This window comes from Candidatus Tectomicrobia bacterium, from assembly GCA_016192135.1.
GTDB lineage: Bacteria > UBA8248 > UBA8248 > UBA8248 > UBA8248 > 2-12-FULL-69-37.
Genome location: JACPUR010000024.1, coordinates 19,236 through 35,140, shown reverse-complemented (window position 1 = coordinate 35,140; position 15,905 = coordinate 19,236). Strand labels below are relative to the sequence as shown.

At 68.4% G+C, this 15,905-nt stretch carries 15 protein-coding genes; 10 read left to right on the top strand and 5 right to left on the bottom strand.

Annotated elements, in window-relative coordinates:
- Positions 1-3: 3 nt before the first annotated feature.
- Entirely contained in the window at positions 4-795 is a 792-nt protein-coding gene (locus HYZ11_11120; protein MBI3128145.1) for an SDR family oxidoreductase, read from the bottom strand.
- A 170-nt stretch (positions 796-965) separates the two neighbouring features.
- Here HYZ11_11120 and HYZ11_11115 point away from each other — a divergent pair, with 170 nt between their 5' ends.
- Together HYZ11_11115 and HYZ11_11110 are read left to right on the top strand one after the other, a co-directional pair.
- Positions 966-2,204 carry a phosphoglycerate kinase gene (locus HYZ11_11115; protein ID MBI3128144.1) on the top strand — a complete coding sequence of 413 codons (1,239 nt, stop codon included), beginning with the start codon at positions 966-968 and terminating at the stop codon, positions 2,202-2,204.
- A 397-nt stretch (positions 2,205-2,601) separates the two neighbouring features.
- The gene (locus tag HYZ11_11110) at positions 2,602-3,366 is read left to right on the top strand and encodes a hypothetical protein (protein MBI3128143.1); all 765 of its coding nucleotides are present in this window, start codon (positions 2,602-2,604) and stop codon (positions 3,364-3,366) included.
- 89 nt (positions 3,367-3,455) lie between these two features.
- Here HYZ11_11110 and msrP read toward each other — a convergent pair whose 3' ends face one another.
- Entirely contained in the window at positions 3,456-4,439 is a 984-nt protein-coding gene (msrP, locus tag HYZ11_11105) for a protein-methionine-sulfoxide reductase catalytic subunit MsrP (GenBank protein MBI3128142.1), read from the bottom strand.
- A gap of 251 nt (positions 4,440-4,690) precedes the next feature.
- On the opposite strand from msrP, the gene HYZ11_11100 reads away from it, so the two are divergent.
- Positions 4,691-5,749, top strand: a complete 1,059-nt coding sequence (locus HYZ11_11100; GenBank protein MBI3128141.1) for an Ldh family oxidoreductase — start codon at positions 4,691-4,693, stop codon at positions 5,747-5,749.
- Positions 5,750-5,752: 3 nt separating this feature from the next.
- Here the strand turns inward: HYZ11_11100 and HYZ11_11095 are convergent, their stop codons facing one another.
- Positions 5,753-6,616 (bottom strand): DMT family transporter, encoded by an 864-nt coding sequence (locus HYZ11_11095; protein ID MBI3128140.1) that lies wholly within the window; start codon positions 6,614-6,616, stop codon positions 5,753-5,755.
- Positions 6,617-6,671: 55 nt separating this feature from the next.
- Positions 6,672-7,910 (bottom strand): aminopeptidase P family protein, encoded by a 1,239-nt coding sequence (locus tag HYZ11_11090; protein MBI3128139.1) that lies wholly within the window; start codon positions 7,908-7,910, stop codon positions 6,672-6,674.
- A gap of 199 nt (positions 7,911-8,109) precedes the next feature.
- Here HYZ11_11090 and HYZ11_11085 point away from each other — a divergent pair, with 199 nt between their 5' ends.
- From HYZ11_11085 to HYZ11_11075, 3 genes are all read left to right on the top strand, one after another.
- Positions 8,110-8,907, top strand: a complete 798-nt coding sequence (locus tag HYZ11_11085) for a hypothetical protein (GenBank protein ID MBI3128138.1) — start codon at positions 8,110-8,112, stop codon at positions 8,905-8,907.
- 531 nt (positions 8,908-9,438) lie between these two features.
- Positions 9,439-10,674 carry a DEAD/DEAH box helicase gene (locus HYZ11_11080; protein ID MBI3128137.1) on the top strand — a complete coding sequence of 412 codons (1,236 nt, stop codon included), beginning with the start codon at positions 9,439-9,441 and terminating at the stop codon, positions 10,672-10,674.
- A 319-nt stretch (positions 10,675-10,993) separates the two neighbouring features.
- Entirely contained in the window at positions 10,994-11,269 is a 276-nt protein-coding gene (locus HYZ11_11075) for an HU family DNA-binding protein (GenBank protein MBI3128136.1), read from the top strand.
- Positions 11,270-11,317: 48 nt separating this feature from the next.
- Here HYZ11_11075 and HYZ11_11070 read toward each other — a convergent pair whose 3' ends face one another.
- Positions 11,318-12,412: a histidinol-phosphate transaminase gene (locus tag HYZ11_11070; protein ID MBI3128135.1), complete on the bottom strand. Its 1,095-nt coding sequence runs from the start codon at positions 12,410-12,412 to the stop codon at positions 11,318-11,320.
- A gap of 322 nt (positions 12,413-12,734) precedes the next feature.
- Between HYZ11_11070 and larE the strand changes: the two genes are divergently transcribed.
- The 4 genes from larE to HYZ11_11050 are packed head-to-tail and all read left to right on the top strand — an operon-like array spanning position 12,735 to position 15,827.
- Positions 12,735-13,562 carry an ATP-dependent sacrificial sulfur transferase LarE gene (gene larE / locus HYZ11_11065; protein ID MBI3128134.1) on the top strand — a complete coding sequence of 276 codons (828 nt, stop codon included), beginning with the start codon at positions 12,735-12,737 and terminating at the stop codon, positions 13,560-13,562.
- The gene (gene larB / locus HYZ11_11060; protein ID MBI3128133.1) at positions 13,559-14,317 is read left to right on the top strand and encodes a nickel pincer cofactor biosynthesis protein LarB; all 759 of its coding nucleotides are present in this window, start codon (positions 13,559-13,561) and stop codon (positions 14,315-14,317) included. The genes larE and larB overlap by 4 nt, the downstream gene beginning before the upstream one ends.
- Positions 14,314-15,588 carry a nickel pincer cofactor biosynthesis protein LarC gene (larC, locus tag HYZ11_11055; protein MBI3128132.1) on the top strand — a complete coding sequence of 425 codons (1,275 nt, stop codon included), beginning with the start codon at positions 14,314-14,316 and terminating at the stop codon, positions 15,586-15,588. The genes larB and larC overlap by 4 nt, the downstream gene beginning before the upstream one ends.
- A complete protein-coding gene (locus HYZ11_11050) occupies positions 15,585-15,827 on the top strand; it encodes a MoaD/ThiS family protein (GenBank protein MBI3128131.1) in 243 nt (80 codons plus the stop codon). Before larC ends, HYZ11_11050 begins: the two co-directional genes overlap by 4 nt.
- Positions 15,828-15,905 lie beyond the last annotated feature (78 nt).

The window sequence follows — 15,905 nt, the reverse complement described above, 5'->3', positions numbered from 1 at the left end:
GGCCTACCGCACCGCGTTGTTCTCCCCGCCGTCCACCGAGATGGACTCGCCCGTGATGTAGCTCGCCATGTCCGAGCACAGGAAGAGCACCAGCTTCGCCACGTCGTCCACGCGCACGAAGCGCCCCATCGGGATGTTCGCGAGCCGCTCCCGCGCCACGTCGTCCACGCTCTTCCCGCTCATCTCGGCGATCCGCCGCTGCTGGATGGACATCCGGGGGGTTTCGGTGGCTCCCGGGTTCACGACGTTCACGCGGATGTTCCACGGCGCCACCCGCTTGGCGAGCTGGTGCTTGTAGGGAAGGAGCATTCCGTTCGACATGGAGCCCGAGCCGTGCCAAACGGAGGTGTGCACGTGGCTCAGGCCCAGGGTGAAGATGATGCTCCCGCCGCCCCGGGCCTTCATGTGGGGAACCGCCTCCTTCACCATCCGGACGGCGGCGCGCACCTTGAGGTTGATGGCGGTGTCGATGTCGTCGTCGGTGGTCTCGGCCGGATCGGAGCGGCGGGCGACGCCCGCCACGTTCACCAGGATGTCGAGCCCCCCGAGGCGCGCCACCGTCTCGCTCACGGCCCACTCGCACTTGCCCGGCTGGGTCAGGTCGGCGGCGATGGCCTCGGCCCGGCCCCCCTCCTTGCGGATGGCCTCGGCCGCCTCGTTGAGCTTCTCGCCGTTCCGGGCCACCAGGGCCACCGCCGCCCCGGCCTTGGCCAGCCATTCCCCGCACCCCCGGCCGATGCCCTGGCTCCCTCCCGACACCAGCGCGACCTTGCCGCTCAGATCGATGGGGATCACCCTCTTTCCTCCTTGGTCCGAAAATAAAGCGCCCTCGACGGGCGCGGACTCCGCGCCCGGACCGCCCTCCGCATGATGTGCCGAACGCCCGATTGTCCTATATTGGAAAAACGGAAGCCAACGCGGCCGGCCTCATCCCTTTCCGGCGACCCTCACCCAGAGAGACCGACATGGCGAAGAAGACCATCAGGGACCTCGACGTTCACTCGAAGCGCGTGCTCATGCGGGTGGACTTCAACGTCCCCCAGGACAAGTCCGGCGCCATCACGGACGACCGCCGCATCCGGATGGCGCTTCCCAGCATCCGCCACGTCCTGGAGAGGGGCGGGAGGCTCCTCCTCGCGAGCCACCTGGGCCGTCCCAAGGGGGACGGCCGGGAGGCCAACAAACAGTGGACCCTGGCGCCGGTGGCCAAGCGCCTGGAGCAGCTGCTCGGCCGGCCGGTCGCCTTCGTCCCCGATTGCGTGGGGCCGGAGGCCGAGCGCGCCGCCGCGGCCCTGAAGGACGGGGAATGCTACCTGCTCGAGAACGTCCGCTTCCACTCCGCCGAGGAGATCAAGGACAAGGACGCCGCGAAGGACCCCGCCCTGAAGGAGAAGAAGCTCTCCTTCGCCAAGCAGATGGCCTCCCTGGCCGAGGTCTACGTGAACGACGCCTTCGGCACCTGCCACCGCGACAACGCCAGCATGCTCACCGTGCCCCAGCTCATGGCGGGCAAGCCCCGGGTCGCGGGCTTCCTCCTCGAGAAGGAGCTCAAGTACCTGGGCGACGCCCTGGACCGCCCCCGGCGGCCCTTCGCCGCCATCCTGGGCGGGGCCAAGGTCTCGGACAAGATCGGGGTCATCGAGGCCTTGCTGGCCAAGTGCGACCACGTCCTCATCGGGGGCGCCATGATGTTCACCTTCGCCCGGGCCCAGGGCCGCAAGACCGGCAAGAGCCTGGTCGAGGAGGACAAGATCGCCGAGGCGGCCCGCCTGATGAAGCTCGGGGGCGGGAAGCTCCACCTCCCGGCCGACGCCGTCGCGGCGCCCGAGATCAAGAGCGGAGCGCCCGCCCAGGTCGTCGAGGGGGACGTGCCCGAGGGCCAGATGGGGCTGGACATCGGGCCCAAGGCCGTCCAAGAGTTCTCCCGCCTCATCCAGGAGGCGCGCACGGTGGTGTGGAACGGACCGATGGGGGTCTTCGAGACCAAGCCCTTCGACGCGGGCACCCGGGCCGTCGCCGAGGCGCTGGCCGCCGCGACGGCCAAGGGGGCCACCACCGTCATCGGCGGGGGGGACAGCGCGGCCGCCATCGAACAAATGGGCCTGAGCGAGAAGGTCTCCCACGTGAGCACGGGCGGGGGCGCGAGCCTCGAGTTCCTGGAGGGCCGGCCCTTCAAGGCGGTCGAGGTGCTCGACGAGGCGTAGGCGGAGGAGCGAAAAAGGCATCGGACGCAACCGGCTGGGACGGAAGGGGTTATCGCGGCCCTGCCCGATGAATCAACGGCATGTCATGCGGGCAGCCGAAATAAATTCCGCGGCTTAGGCGGATCGGGCTAATTATTGTTGGGCTGACCGGAGAATCGCATTGCGCAACGCAACATGGAAACCAGTTCAAGTGGAAGGGAGAACTTTTACGGGCCTCTTGAACTCGGAGATGTTGCGTCTGGACGCTAAGTACGTTGATTGCCTACCCAATCTCCGGTCGGCAACAACGCTTCTCGTAGGGTCCGACTACAGCGGGGAATCGTCCGGCACACCCTACCTCGTCTTCTCCTTCCTTCTGACGTCCCTGGAATCCTGGGCCGGCTGGGAGCCAAAACGGTTGGAGGTGAGACGGCAGCATCTCACAAACTCGCGGCGCATGTCCTTCAAGCGCCTCGGTGACGAGCAACGCAGACAAGCCTTGATTCCTTTGCTGGAGGCGGCGAACAACTTGGAGGGGCTGTCTTTCTCCGTTGCGTTGAACAAGAAATGTGAGTCTCTCTTCGCTGCCCGTCCCTCGTTGGATATTTCCAATCCCAACTTCGCAGCGTTCCGCAAGTGGAAGGCAACGGCCTTGGAGAAGGCATTCTTCGCTGTGCACGTTCTCGGTGTGCTTCTGGGAGGACTCGCGGCCCCAGGACAAAACGTAATGTGGTTCACTGACGAGGACAGCATAGCAGCCAACGACGATAGAGTTAGGGAATTGACTCAGTTGTTCGGGTGGATCAGCAGTCAGTACCTAACGTTCAATCTGGGGCATTGCCGGTGCGGAACCAGCAAATGTGACGACGGATCGCAACAGATTGAGGACTTCCTCGCCATTCCTGACATGATTGCTGGAGCCCTTGCGGAGCAAATGCAACTTCGGAGTGAAGGCCCGAGTGAGTTCTCCACCATCTTTTGGATGCACCGCGATGATTTCTCTAACAAGACGCGAGAGATAACTTGGTGGTTCTCGGACTGCCGCCGACCACTCAGGCGGCTGGTCTGCATCATTGACCCAACTACTGAGGGCAAAGACCATCTGCTCAGTTGGTTTCACTTCCATGACCAGAAGGACGAGCCGAACCAACAACTCCACGGTACGGCGTACCGCGGCCCGTGATTTTCGACGTTACGCGCTGAGGCGGTACGTATCTCCTGTGAACTCCTTCAGCCCGCTGGAACCCTTGCCTTACAGGCTGCCTGTCCGGTCTACATGAAGTACCTGCGGTCCTTGAGGTCCGGGTACATCGCGGCCACCCATTTCCCGTAGCCGTTGAAGAGGAGGGTGGGGCGCTCCTCCTCCGTCCCCAGCATCTTCTCGGTCTTCTGGGACCAGCGCGGGTGGTCGAACCCGGGGTTCACGTTCGCCCAGAAGCCGTACTCGCTGGCCTGGACCTTCTCCCAGAAGCTCACCGGGCGCTCCTTCGTGAACTCGATCGAGACGATGGACTTGATGCTCTTGAAGCCGTACTTCCAGGGCGTGATGAGGCGCAGCGGCGCCCCGTGCTGCTTGGGGAGGGGCTTGCCGTAGACCCCCGTCGCCATCAGCGCGAGCTCGTTCATCGCCTCCTCGATGGTCAGCGCCTCCACGTAGGGCCAGGGATAGGTGGGCCAGATCTGGCCGAGGGCCACGGTGCGGTCGTAGAAGGTGGTGAACTTCACGTAGCGGGCCTCGCTCGTGGGCTCGGCCGCCTTGACCAGAGCGGCGAGTGGGAAGCCCGTCCAGGGCACCGCCATGGCCCAGGCCTCGACGCAGCGGAAGCGGCTCAGGCGCTCCTCGAGCGGCATGGAGCGGACGAGATCGTCGATGTCGTAGGTCTTGGGGTTTCGGACCAGGCCCCCGACCTTCACCTGCCAGGGCCGGATCTTCAGGCGCTGGGCGAGCCAGGAGATGGTCTTGCTCCCCCCGAACTCGTAGAAGTTGTTGAAGCGGGCCGCCACCTTCTCCTCCGTCAGGGGGCGGTCCAGGGTGAAGGCCGGGTTGCGCTTGGCCGGGTAGAGGCCCAGCGTCTTGTCCTCCGCCTCCTTCGCCGGGGCGGCCCCGGCGGCCATTGGGCCGGCAAGGCTGCCGGCCAGCCCCCCGGCCAGGGCGCCCGCCGCCCCCATGAGGAACTTCCGCCGGCCGAAGAACACCTCCTCGGGCGTGGCCTCCCGCTCGGGAATGGCCCAGCCGGGCTTTCGGATGAAGTTCATCGCCCCTCCTTTCCAGCGGCACCGGCCCCAAACCGCGGGCGCGGACGCGCGAGCGGCTTCGTTGGAGAAACAACCGGCCCTGTATTATAGTTTCCCGCGAATCCTGCCCTGCCGATCCCAGGCGGCGCCATCATGTCAAAAGGCCGTTTTCACAGGGATAAAGGAAGTGCGGAGATTTTACACCATTCCATGAAACCGCGCGCCGGCCGCCCCGGCGCCCCGCCTTTGCTCAATTCCTGCCGAGGGACGAGATGGCTGAGATTCGCTTTCCGGTGGACCGGCTCCAGAGCTTCATCCGGGCGGCCTTCGTGGCCCAGGGCGTGCCCGCCGGGCACGCGGAGATCGCCGCCCAGCGGATGATCGAATCCGATCTGCGCGGCATGGGCGCCCACGGCATCCTGAGGCTCCCCCCCTACAGCCGGCGCATCCGGGAGGGCGGCTACAATCTGAATCCCAAGATCAAGGTGACCCGCGAGACGCCCGTGAGCGCCCTCGTGGACGGGGACAACGGCCTCGGGCAGGTGGTGATGACCTTCGTGGCCGAGCTCGCCATCAAGAAGGCCAAGGAGAGCGGCATGGCCTGGATCGGCACCCACCACGACAACCACGCCGGCTGCGGCGGAGTCTACGCCTCCCTTCCCCTCAAGCACGACATGGTCGCCATGTACAGCACCGTGGCGAACGCGAACCACATGGCGCCCTGGAACGGGGTGGACCGCCTGCTCAGCACCAACCCCCTGGCCATCGCCGTCCCCGCGGGGGAGGAGCCTCCCGTGGTGCTGGACATCGCCACCACCGTCGTCTCCTACGGCCGGATCAAGCTGGCGGCCCAGCGCGGCGAAACCATGCCCGCCGGCTGGATGATCGACATGAAGGGCGAGCCCCTCACCGACCCCAACCGCTCGGACGAGGGCTTCCTCCTCCCCATCGGGGGCTACAAGGGCTACGGGCTCAACTTCATCCTGGGGGCCCTGGCCGGGGTGATGAACGGGGCCGCCTTCGGCAGCGCCGTCATCGACTTCAACAAGGACTTCAAGAGCGTCACCAACACCGGGCACATGTACTTCGTCATGCGGCCCGACCTCTTCCGGGACATCAAGGGATTCAAGGCGGAGATGGACTTCCGCATCCGTGAGATCCGCGACTCCACCCCCATGGAGGGCAAGGGGCCCATCCTCCTGCCGGGGGAGCTGGAGCACCGCTCCCAGATCGAGGTCCGCGAGAAGGGGGTCCCGGTGAACGAGACCCTGCTGAAGCAGCTCCGCGAGCTGGCGGCCTCCCTCAAGCTGGAGGACCGGCTGGAGGGGTAGGCCTCACTTCATCCCGATGAGGGCGCCGCCCAGCACGATGAGGACTGCGCCCAGGACCATCAGGCGGGTGATGGATTCCATCCCCCTCAGCAGGATCGGGGCGAAGAGCAGCACGAACAGGGGCTGGGTCGAGACGATGGGGGTGACCACCGCCACCTCGCCCTGCCGGAGGGCGGCGAAGAGGGTGGTGAGCGCGCCGGTGCTCGCCAGCCCCACGAGCACGAATCCCGTGACGCCCCGGCGGGTCGCCCGGCCGAAGGCCTCCCGGTCCGCCACCAGGCAGCCCAGCCCCATCGTCAGCATGGACGTGGCCGACATGACGAAAATCGGCAGGCCCTCGTGGGCCACCCCCGGCTGGGCGTACCGGATCACCACGTCCCTCACCGACCAGGTGAACGTGGCGAGGAGCCCGAGGAGGACCCCCGCCAGGTTCCAGGAGCGCAACTCGCCCGGGCGGATGGAGAGGACGACCAGCCCCGCGATGATGGCCAGCGTCCCCGCGATCACCCGCGGGCTCGGCCGCTCGCCGAGCAGGACCACGGCCAGGGTGGTGGACACGAACGGGGCCAGCCCCCGCAGGATGCCGGAGGGGGCGGCGCCGATGCGCTTGATGCCCTCCACCTGAATGGCGCGGACCAGGCCCGGCATGAAAAGGCCCAGCCCCACGAACCACAGGAGCCTCGGATCGCCGTAGGCGGAGGCCGGGACCGTCGCCGCGACCCATGGCAGGAAGAAGAGGGCGACGACCGAGGTGGAGATGAAGCCTCCCAGCAGGGAGGAGGCTCCCATGGTCCCGATGCGGGAGTAGATGTAAGTCAGGGAGAAGCAGACGGAGGAGATGACGGCAAGCAGGACGGCCCGGCTCACGGAGCGTCCCTCTCCGGCAATCTCACCCAGCGCCCCTCCCCGAAGTCCCCGCCGCCTAGTCCTGCAGAATCAGCTCCTGGCAGTAGGGCGCGCGGGTCATGTAGACCGGCTCGTCCTCGGTCACGAGGATGTGGTCCTCGATCCGGACCCCGGCTCCTCCCGGGATTCCCGGCACGAAGATGAGAGGCTCCACGGCGAAGGTCATCCCCGGCTCGAACTTCACGCTCTCGGCTCCCGGCATGACCTCTCCGATGTAGGGCGGCTCGTTCGGCGAGATGCCGCAGCCGTGGCCGATGAAGAGCTTGATGAAGTTCTTCTCCAGGCCCGCCGAGCGGGCCACCTCCAGGAACTCCCCCGCCGAGTCGTCGTTCGTGTAGCCGGGGCGCATCTTCTCGATGCCCTTTTTCAGGGCCTTGTAGACCGTGGTGTAGACCTTCCGCTGCATCGGGTGGGGCGGCCCGCCCGCCAGGGTGGCCCGGCCGCAGTCGCCGAAGTAGCCGTTCCAGCAGGCGCCGATGTCGATGAAGACGATGTCCCCGTTGCGGATGATCTTGTCGGTCGGGAAGCGGGTCGGGGGCGCCATGTGCTCGCCCGAGGCCACGAAGGGCGAGGCCAGGTGGGCGAACTCGCCGCAGTGGGTGAAGAGCGTCTTCATGGCCTCGGCGGCCACGTCGAACTCCCGGATGCCGGGCCGGACGGTGTCGAGGGCGGTCTGGGTCACCGCGTCCGCGATGGCGCAGGCCTGGAGCAGGCAGGCCACCTCGTCCGGGGTCTTCCGCACCCGGCTCATGTACATGAAGCGCTCGCCGTCCACGAACTTGGCCTCGGGCAGATGCTTGTCCAGCGCCTGGCGCTGCATGAAGGTGTGGAGGTCCAGGCCGACGGTCTTGTCCGCCACCCCCCACTTCTTGAGCCGGGGCGCGATCTCGTCCCGGACCGTGTTCTCCACCAGCCCCGGCTCCTCCAGGATGCCGATGGGGATGTAGTCCTCGATCCAGGGCATGCACTCCTGGATACGGTGGGCCTCGCCCGAGGAGGCGAGCAGGGTGGGGCCGTTGTCCTGGGTGAGGAGCACGCCGTAGGTCGTCGAGGAGCGGAACTGGATCATGATGACCCGGGCGCTGGTGAGGTAGCGGACGTTCTCGTCCTTCCAGAGGATGAGGGCGTCGATGCCCGCCCGCTTCATCGCGGCCTGGGTCCTGGCCACCCGCTCCCGGCGCATGCGGTCGAAGTCGATCCGGTGCTCCCAGTCCACCATGCTCCCGCCGCGCGCCCACGTGGGGTACTTCGCCATCCGCCTCTCCTTCCGTGTCTGCTATGTCTGTGCTGCGTCCGCCGGGCCGCCGGATCGGACAAGCGCGAGGGGCAGGAAATCCGCCGCGACGCTAGCACCCGCCCCCCCGGGTGTCAACGATTCGGGGCCGGGGCGGAATGCCGTCGCGCGGCAGGCGGGGAGCCGCTATAATGGCCGCGCCCGCCCGGGAAATGAGCCGATGCGCAAGCGCCGCGACACCCCCGACTTCGTCCGCTCCAGCAAGATCCTCAGGACCTCCTATCATCCCGGCGCCGAGGAGCGCGCTCTCGCCGGGAGGCTCCTCGGCAGCCAGCGCGCTTCCGAGCGGGAAGCCCTCGGGCAGCTCCTCCTGAGCGGCATCTGCCAGAAGATGCGCATCCCGCCCGTCCGCCTGCGGGTGATTGAGACCCCCCAGCCCCATACCCTACGGGGAGGAAGGCTCGCGGCCAAGCTCTATGGCGTCTATCACTTCGAGGAGCAGCTCATCCAGATCGCCCACTACACCGCCATCCGGGAAAAGGTGGTCGCGGGCAAGACCTTCTTCGACACCCTCATCCACGAGTTCATGCACCACCTCGACCGCAAGCACTACCGCATCCCGAGCACCCCGCACAGCCCCGGCTTCTACAGCCGGATCGAGGACCTGAAGGCCAAGCTCTATGGGCCGGGCCGGCCGGTGGGAAAATCTCCGGAGGAGGAGCGATGGGCGCGGCCGCCCAAGGGGCTGCTCGCCGCCCTGGAGGAGGCCCGGGAGGCGGCCCGGCAGGGCGAAGCGCCCGGGGAAGCGGAGGAGGCGCCACCCCCTCCGCCCCGGCGGCCGCGGTGGACCCCTCCGGGCGGCAACTCGCTCTTCCCGGATGCGCCCCCTTCCCTGTCCGCGGCGGCGGGTTCCCGGACGCCTTCCGGCGCCGGCGCGGGGGCGCCCCGCCCCGCCTCAAAACCGCGGTCCTCCCATCAGCTCACCCTGGCCTTTGGGGATGCCGATGGGCCGCCTTGACACCCTTCCCCCCATTCTTTATAAACATTGCGTGAAGATTGAAGCATCTTTGGCCAGTCGGCCCCATTTACCGCTTGACCCCGCCCCTAATATCCCGTCTTCACTTCAACTTCCAAAAGGATTGTTTTCTTGAGCAATACAGATTTATCCGATCACGAGGATTCGGCTTCCTCCCCCTCCCCTGAGAGCGGTGACGGAACGGGCGGCACCCCCACCCGGCGCAGGCGGCGCAGGCGGCGCTCCGGGCACCGGAGCGCGGAGGGAGCGGGCGGGGAAGCGGCCGCATCGGCTTCCGCCGCGGAGAAAGCGAGCCCGCAAGCCACCGTCGATCCGGCGGCCCCCGGGGGGCCCATGAAGGAGGGGAAGAAGGGCCACGGGCGAAGCCGGACCCGGCGCCGGCGCGGCGAAGCCGTATCCCAGGCTCCTGCCCGCAAGGGACGGGCTTTCGACAGCGAGGGCCTCTACAGCGGCTCCTCGTTCGCCGATGAGCCTGAACGGGAGGTCGGCATAGGCGATTTCGACGTCTCCCAGATGTCCCCCGCTTTCCGGGACCTGAATCTCGCCCCCGAACTGCTTCGCGCCATTCACCTCATGGGCTTCACCGAGCCCACCCCCATCCAGGTGGAGGCCATCCCGATCGCCCTCGCCGGGCGCGACATCATCGGAAGCGCCCAGACAGGGACGGGGAAGACGGCTGCCTTCGCCCTGCCCACCCTGCACCGCCTCATGGGCGGCTCCGGCACCCGCGCCCTCATCCTCACCCCGACGCGGGAGCTCGCGGTCCAGGTGGGCGAGCACTTCCGCCTCATGGGGCGGCACGTGGCTCTGCGGACGGCGGTGATCTACGGCGGGGTGGATTACGAGCCTCAGTTCCGCGCCCTGGAGCAGGAGGTGGACATCATCGTCGCGACGCCGGGGCGCCTCCTCGACCACATGAAGCGCAAGACGGCCGATTTCTCGGGTCTTCAAATCCTGATCCTGGACGAGGCCGATCGCATGCTCGACATGGGCTTCGCCGAGGAAATCCAGGAAATCCTCCAGCGCCTCCCCCGGCGGCGGCAGACCCTCCTCTTCTCGGCCACCATCCCCACCACCATCGAGGAACTCTCCCGCAAGGCCCTTGACTCGCCCGTCCACATCGAGGTGGCTCCGCCCGCGACGCCGGCCGAGGGCATCTTCCACGGGGTGTATCCCATCGGCGCCTCCAACAAGCCGAGGGCCGTCATGTGCATCCTGGAGCAGGCCGAGGCCACCATCGTCCTCATCTTCACCCGCACCAAGGCGGGCGCCGACCACCTGAGCGATTTCCTCGAAAGCAGAGGCATTCCCGTCGCGCGGATTCATTCCGACCGCAGCCAGCGGCAGCGGGAGAAGGCGCTGAGCGGCTTCAAGGAGGGCGTCCACCGGGTGCTCGTCGCGACCGACATCGTCTCCCGGGGGATTGACGTCTCCGACATCTCTCATGTAATCAACTACGACGTGCCTGAATACCCGGAGGATTACGTTCACCGCGCGGGGCGCACGGCGCGCGCGGGGCGGGTGGGGTACGCCCTCACGCTCATGGGGCCGAGCGAGATCATGCTCGTGAAGAATATCGAACGCTTCATCGGAAAGGCCCTTCCGCGCGTGGGGCTGCCCGGCCTCCAGAACGACATCCACCAGAAGGGCCTCGGCGGCGAGCCCCGCCCGCTCAAGGACCAGCCGCCGGTCGCGCGCTACGACCGCCTGCGGAACATGCCCAGGCGGAGCGGCCTCTCTCTGCGGTAAAACGCTTTTCCGTTTGCTCGCGCGGCGCCTCCGCCGGCTGCTGGAATCCGACTGAAACAACCCGCGACACGCCTCAGCGGCCGCGCGGTTCCGCTGTTTCATTTGTCTTTTCTCGATTTGTCTCTTCACGGGCCAGGCACATGCGGTTGCGGGCGCCTTGCGATCTCCGTCACTCGTCCCCGATTTTTTCACATGCCCTCGGAGAAAAATGATTGACGTTGGCAGGGTGGTGGGCTAGATTCCCGTCTATCTGGAGGGCATCCTTTTCGAATCCTTATTCCCCTGTCGTGGTGCTCATTGAGGGCCTGGAGGAAGTTTCATGCAGAAATCCGACTTGGTCGTGAAGATTGCCGAAGAGGCAGGAATCTCCAAGGCTGCCGCCGACCGCGCGCTCGACTCGCTGTTGGTCAACCTCTCGAAGGCGCTGAAGAAGGGCGAGCGCGTCTCCCTGGTCGGCTTCGGCACCTTCTCCGTCTCGAAGCGCTCGGCCAGGATGGGGCGCAACCCTCAGACCGGCGCGGCCATCAAGATCAAGGCGGCGAAGGTCCCCAAGTTCTCGGCGGGCAAGACCCTCAAGGACGCGGTCAACAAGTAGCCCGGACCGGCGGGTGCAAGACAATCCGTCTTGCACCCGGGCGATGGATCAACCGAGGATTTCCCGCAGCGCCTCCAGGAACCTCGCATCCTCTCCGGGCAGGCCCACCGTCACGCGGATCCATTCCGGACAGCCGAAGACGCTCCCCGGGCGGACGATGACCCCCCGGCGCATGAGCGCCTCGAACACCCCGTCCCCGTCCCCTACCCGGACGAAGACGAAATTGGCCTGGCTCTCCAGGCAGGGCAGCTCCATCCGCCGGAAGGCGGCGTAGAGCCTCCGCCTCCCCTCCTTCACCGTCTCGATGGCCTTCCGGCGGTAGGCCTCGTCGTCCAGGGCGGCGGCGGCGGCGGCCTGGGCCAGAAGGTTCACGTTAAACGGCTCCCGCACCCGATCCATGTAACCGATCAGCTCCTCCCGCCCCACCCCCAGGCCCACCCGCAGGCCCGCCAGGCCGTAGATCTTCGAGAACGAGCGCAGCACGACGAGCGGAAACCGCCCGCTCAGCGCGATGGAATCGGGAAACGCCGGGTCCTCCACAAAATCCCCGTAGGCTTCATCCAGGAGCACCATCGCTCGCGGGGGCAGGCTCTTCAGGAAGGGGACGAGCTCCCGCTCGGGGAGGATGGCGCCCGTCGGGTTGTTCGGGCTGCAGAGGAAGATGAGCTTCGTCCGCTCCGTCACCTTGGCGCGGACGTCCCCGAGATCGATCCGGAAGTCCCGCAGGGGGCTCGTCACCACCCGCGCCCCCATGACCCGCGAGACGTGGGCATAGGGGCTGAAGGTAGGCGCGGGGATGACGGCCTCCTCCCCCTCGTTCAGGAAGGTGCGCGCCAGCACGGAGAGCACGTCGTCCCCGCCGTTCCCCACGAACACCTGCCCCGCCGCCACCCCCAGCTTCCCGGCGAGCTTGGCCCGGAGGTCCCGGGCCGCGCTGTCCGGGTAGCGGTGCAGCTTTCCGACCGCGGCCTGGAGCGCCCGCAGCGCCGCGGGCGAGGGCCCGAGCGCGTTCTCGTTGCTCGCCAGCTTCACGATGTCCGCCGCGCCGTATTCCCGGGCCACCTCCTCCATCGTCCGGCCGGGGATGTAGGGCGCGAGGGAGTCCACTCCCTTGCGCAGCAGGGCCTTGGGGTCGAACGGCATCGCGGGGATCTCCTTTGAATCAGATCGGGCGATGAAGCCTCGCCCGATCCTCCGCTGGCAAGTTCTCAAGCAAATATCGTTTCGTGGCTGCCGCCCCTCTCCCGGAGGGAGAGGGGGAAGTGGATCAATTCGTCCGTAGGGGCGACAGCCAATTGCCCCTACAGAATGAACATTTCGGTCGGGCGGCCTCCCCGCCGAAGGGCCGCAAGTCTATCACAAGGCGTTTCAACGGACGGCCCCCGGGAACGGCCTCATTGCTCCCCCGCGGCGCCCAAGATAAAATGCCCGGGCAAGGGAGGAAATCGGCTTGGAATCGGCCCATCTGGAAGAGAAAACCCGCAGGCTCGAGGGCATCCTCCGCGAAGCGGGAGGCGTGCTCGTCGCCTTCTCGGCCGGGGCGGACAGCACCCTCCTCGCCTGCGTGGCCCACCGGGTGCTGGGCCCCCGCGCCCTGGCCGTCACCGGGAGATCCGTCACCCTGGCCCGGGCCGAGCTGGAGGAGTCGGCCGAGCTCGCCCGCCGCATCGGCATCCGCCACCGCATCGTGGACACCGAGGAGATCAGCGACCCCTCCTTCGGCAACAACCCGCCGAACCGCTGCTACTTCTGCAAGGACGAGCTCTACGGCGTCCTCCGCCGGGTGGCCGACGAGGAGGGCCTCCCGGTCATCGCCGACGGCTCGAACGCCGACGACCTGGGGGACCACCGCCCCGGCATGCGGGCCGCCCGCGAGCGCGAGGTACGCAGCCCCCTGATGGAGGCCGGCTTCACCAAGGCCGAGATCCGCCACCTCTCGCGGGAGCTCGGCCTCCCCACCTGGGACAAGCCCGCCCAGGCCTGCCTCTCCAGCCGGTTCCCCTACGGGGACCGCATCACCCCCGAGAAGATCGCCCAGGTGGAGCGGGCCGAGGCCTCGCTCCGCGAGCTGGGCTTCCGCCAGCTCCGGGTGCGGCATCACGGCACCATCGCCCGGATCGAGATCCCCAGGGAGGAGATTCCCGCCCTCTTCGCCCGGGGGCTCGCGGAGGAGGCCGCGCGGCGCGTCAAGGCGGCGGGCTTCACCTACGTCGCCCTCGACCTGGAGGGCTTCCGCTCCGGGAGCATGAACGAGGTCCTCCGGGGGCGGAACGGCCTCCCCGTCCTCCCGTGAACCCCGGCCGGATCCAGGCTCTCCTGGAGCAGGTGCGCGAGGGGGCCATAAGCCCCCAGGAGGCCGCCGAGCGGCTGCGCGACCTCCCCTTCGAGGACCTGGGCCACACCCGCGTCGATCACCACCGCGCCCTCCGCAACGGCTTCCCCGAGGTCATCTTCGGGGCCGGGAAGACGGCCGCCCAGGTGGCCGAGATCGCCCGGAGCCTCCGGGCCAAGGGCTCTCCCGTCCTCCTGACCCGGGCGAAGGATGAGCACGTCCGCGCCCTCCGCGAGATTTTCCCCGAGACGGTCCACCACGAGGCGGCCCGCATCGCCGTCCTCCCCTCGCCCGAGCCCCCGGCCTCCGTGGGGCTCGTGGCCGTCGTCTGCGCCGGGACCTCCGACCTCCCGGTCGCCGAGGAGGCCGCCGTCACCGCCGAGACGCTGGGCTCCCGCGCCGAGCGCATCTACGACGCCGGGGTGGCCGGGCTCCACCGCCTGCTCGCCGATCTCCCGGCGCTGCGCGAGGCGAACGCCATCGTCGTCGTGGCCGGGATGGAGGGGGCGCTGCCATCGGTGGTGGCCGGGCTGGTGGACGTGCCGGTGATCGCCGTCCCCACCTCCATCGGGTACGGCGCGAGCCTGGGCGGGCTGACGGCGCTTTTCGCGATGCTCACCTCCTGCGCGGCCGGGCTCTCGGTGGTGAACATCGACAACGGCTTCGGCGCCGGCTGCCAGGCCCACCTCATCAACCGCCTGGCGGCCAAGAGATGAGAGCCCTCCACTTCGACTGCTTCGCCGGGGTCGCGGGGGACATGCTCCTCGGCGCCCTGCTCGACCTGGGGCTCCCCCTCGCCTCCCTGGAGGGGCCGCTCCAGTCCCTGGGGCTGGAGGGTGTTCGGCTCTCGCTCGGCCGGGTGGTGAAGCGAGGCGTCTCCGCCTCCCAGTTCCGGGTGCACGTGGAGCGCCCTCATGATCACTCCCATCACGGGCACGGGCATGAGCACCAAGGCCACGGGCACAGCCACGGCCGCTCCCTCACCGAGATCGAGCGCCTCATCCGCCAGTCCTCCCTGCCCCCCCGGCCCCGGGAGCGCGCCCTCAAGGCCTTCCGGCGGCTGGGGGAGGTCGAAGCGGGCATCCACGGCGTCCCCGTCGAGTCCATCCACTTCCACGAGGTGGGGGCCGAGGACTCCATCGTGGACATCGCGGGCTACTTCCTGGCCCTGGAGCTCCTGAGCGTCGAGCGGGTGACGGCCTCCCCCCTTCCGGTGGGCCGGGGCTACGTCCACGCGGCCCACGGGCGGATGCCCGTCCCCGCCCCCGCCACGGCCAAGCTCCTGGAGGGGATCCCCGTCTTCGACAACGGCCTGGAGGGCGAGGTGCTCACCCCGACCGGGGCGCTCCTCCTGGCCGAGAGCGCCGCCTCGTTCGGCCCCATGCCCGCCATGAAGGTCGCGGCCGTGGGGTACGGCTCCGGGGAACGGGACGCCGCCCTCCCCAACCTCGTCCGCGCCTTTTTGGGCGAGGCCTCCCAGGCCGGCCAAGCGGCGTCCGGGGACGCCCCGCCCTCCGTCGTCTCCATCCTGGAGGCCAACCTCGACGACATGCGGCCCGAGCTCTTCCCCCACGTCATCGAGCGGGCCCTGGCGCTGGGGGCGCTCGACGCCTTCGCCGTCCCCACCGTGGGCAAGAAGGGCCGGCCCGCCCACCTGCTGACGCTGCTCTGCCCCCCCGAGCGCCGCGAGGAGCTGACCCGGATGCTCTTCCGCGAAACCACCACCCTGGGGGTGCGCCACCGCGCCGCCGAGCGCTCGACCGCGGAGCGCGACTGGATCGAGGTGGACCTCCCCTGGGGCCGGGCGCGGGTCAAGCGGGCGCGCTGGGAGGGAGAGATCGTGAACCTCGCCCCCGAGTTCGAGGACTGCCGCCGCCTGGCCGAGGCCTCGGGCGCCCCCCTCAAGGAAGTGATGGACGCCGCCCTCGCCGCCGCCCGCTCGGCCGCGCCCACGGCGGGCCGCGCCGCTCCGGGAAAGGACCCATGAACATCCGGCTCCGCCTCTACGCCGACTTCGCCGGCAAGATGCCCCCCGAGGTGGACGAGGAGGGCGCCCACTCCCTCGGCCTGCCCCCGGGCGCCCGGGTCGCGGACGTCCTCGACCGCTTTCAGATCCCCCACGAGGAGGCCTACGTCATCCTCCTCGACGGCCGCCACGCCACCCCGGACGCCCCCCTCCGGGAGGGCGCCGAGCTCTCCGTCTTCCCGGCCATCGTCGGAGGGTAAGGGGACTGGTCAGGCCACGCCCAACCCTTTTTTGATGGGCTTTATCCCTTATTATCCGTTACTAACCGTTACTTCCTC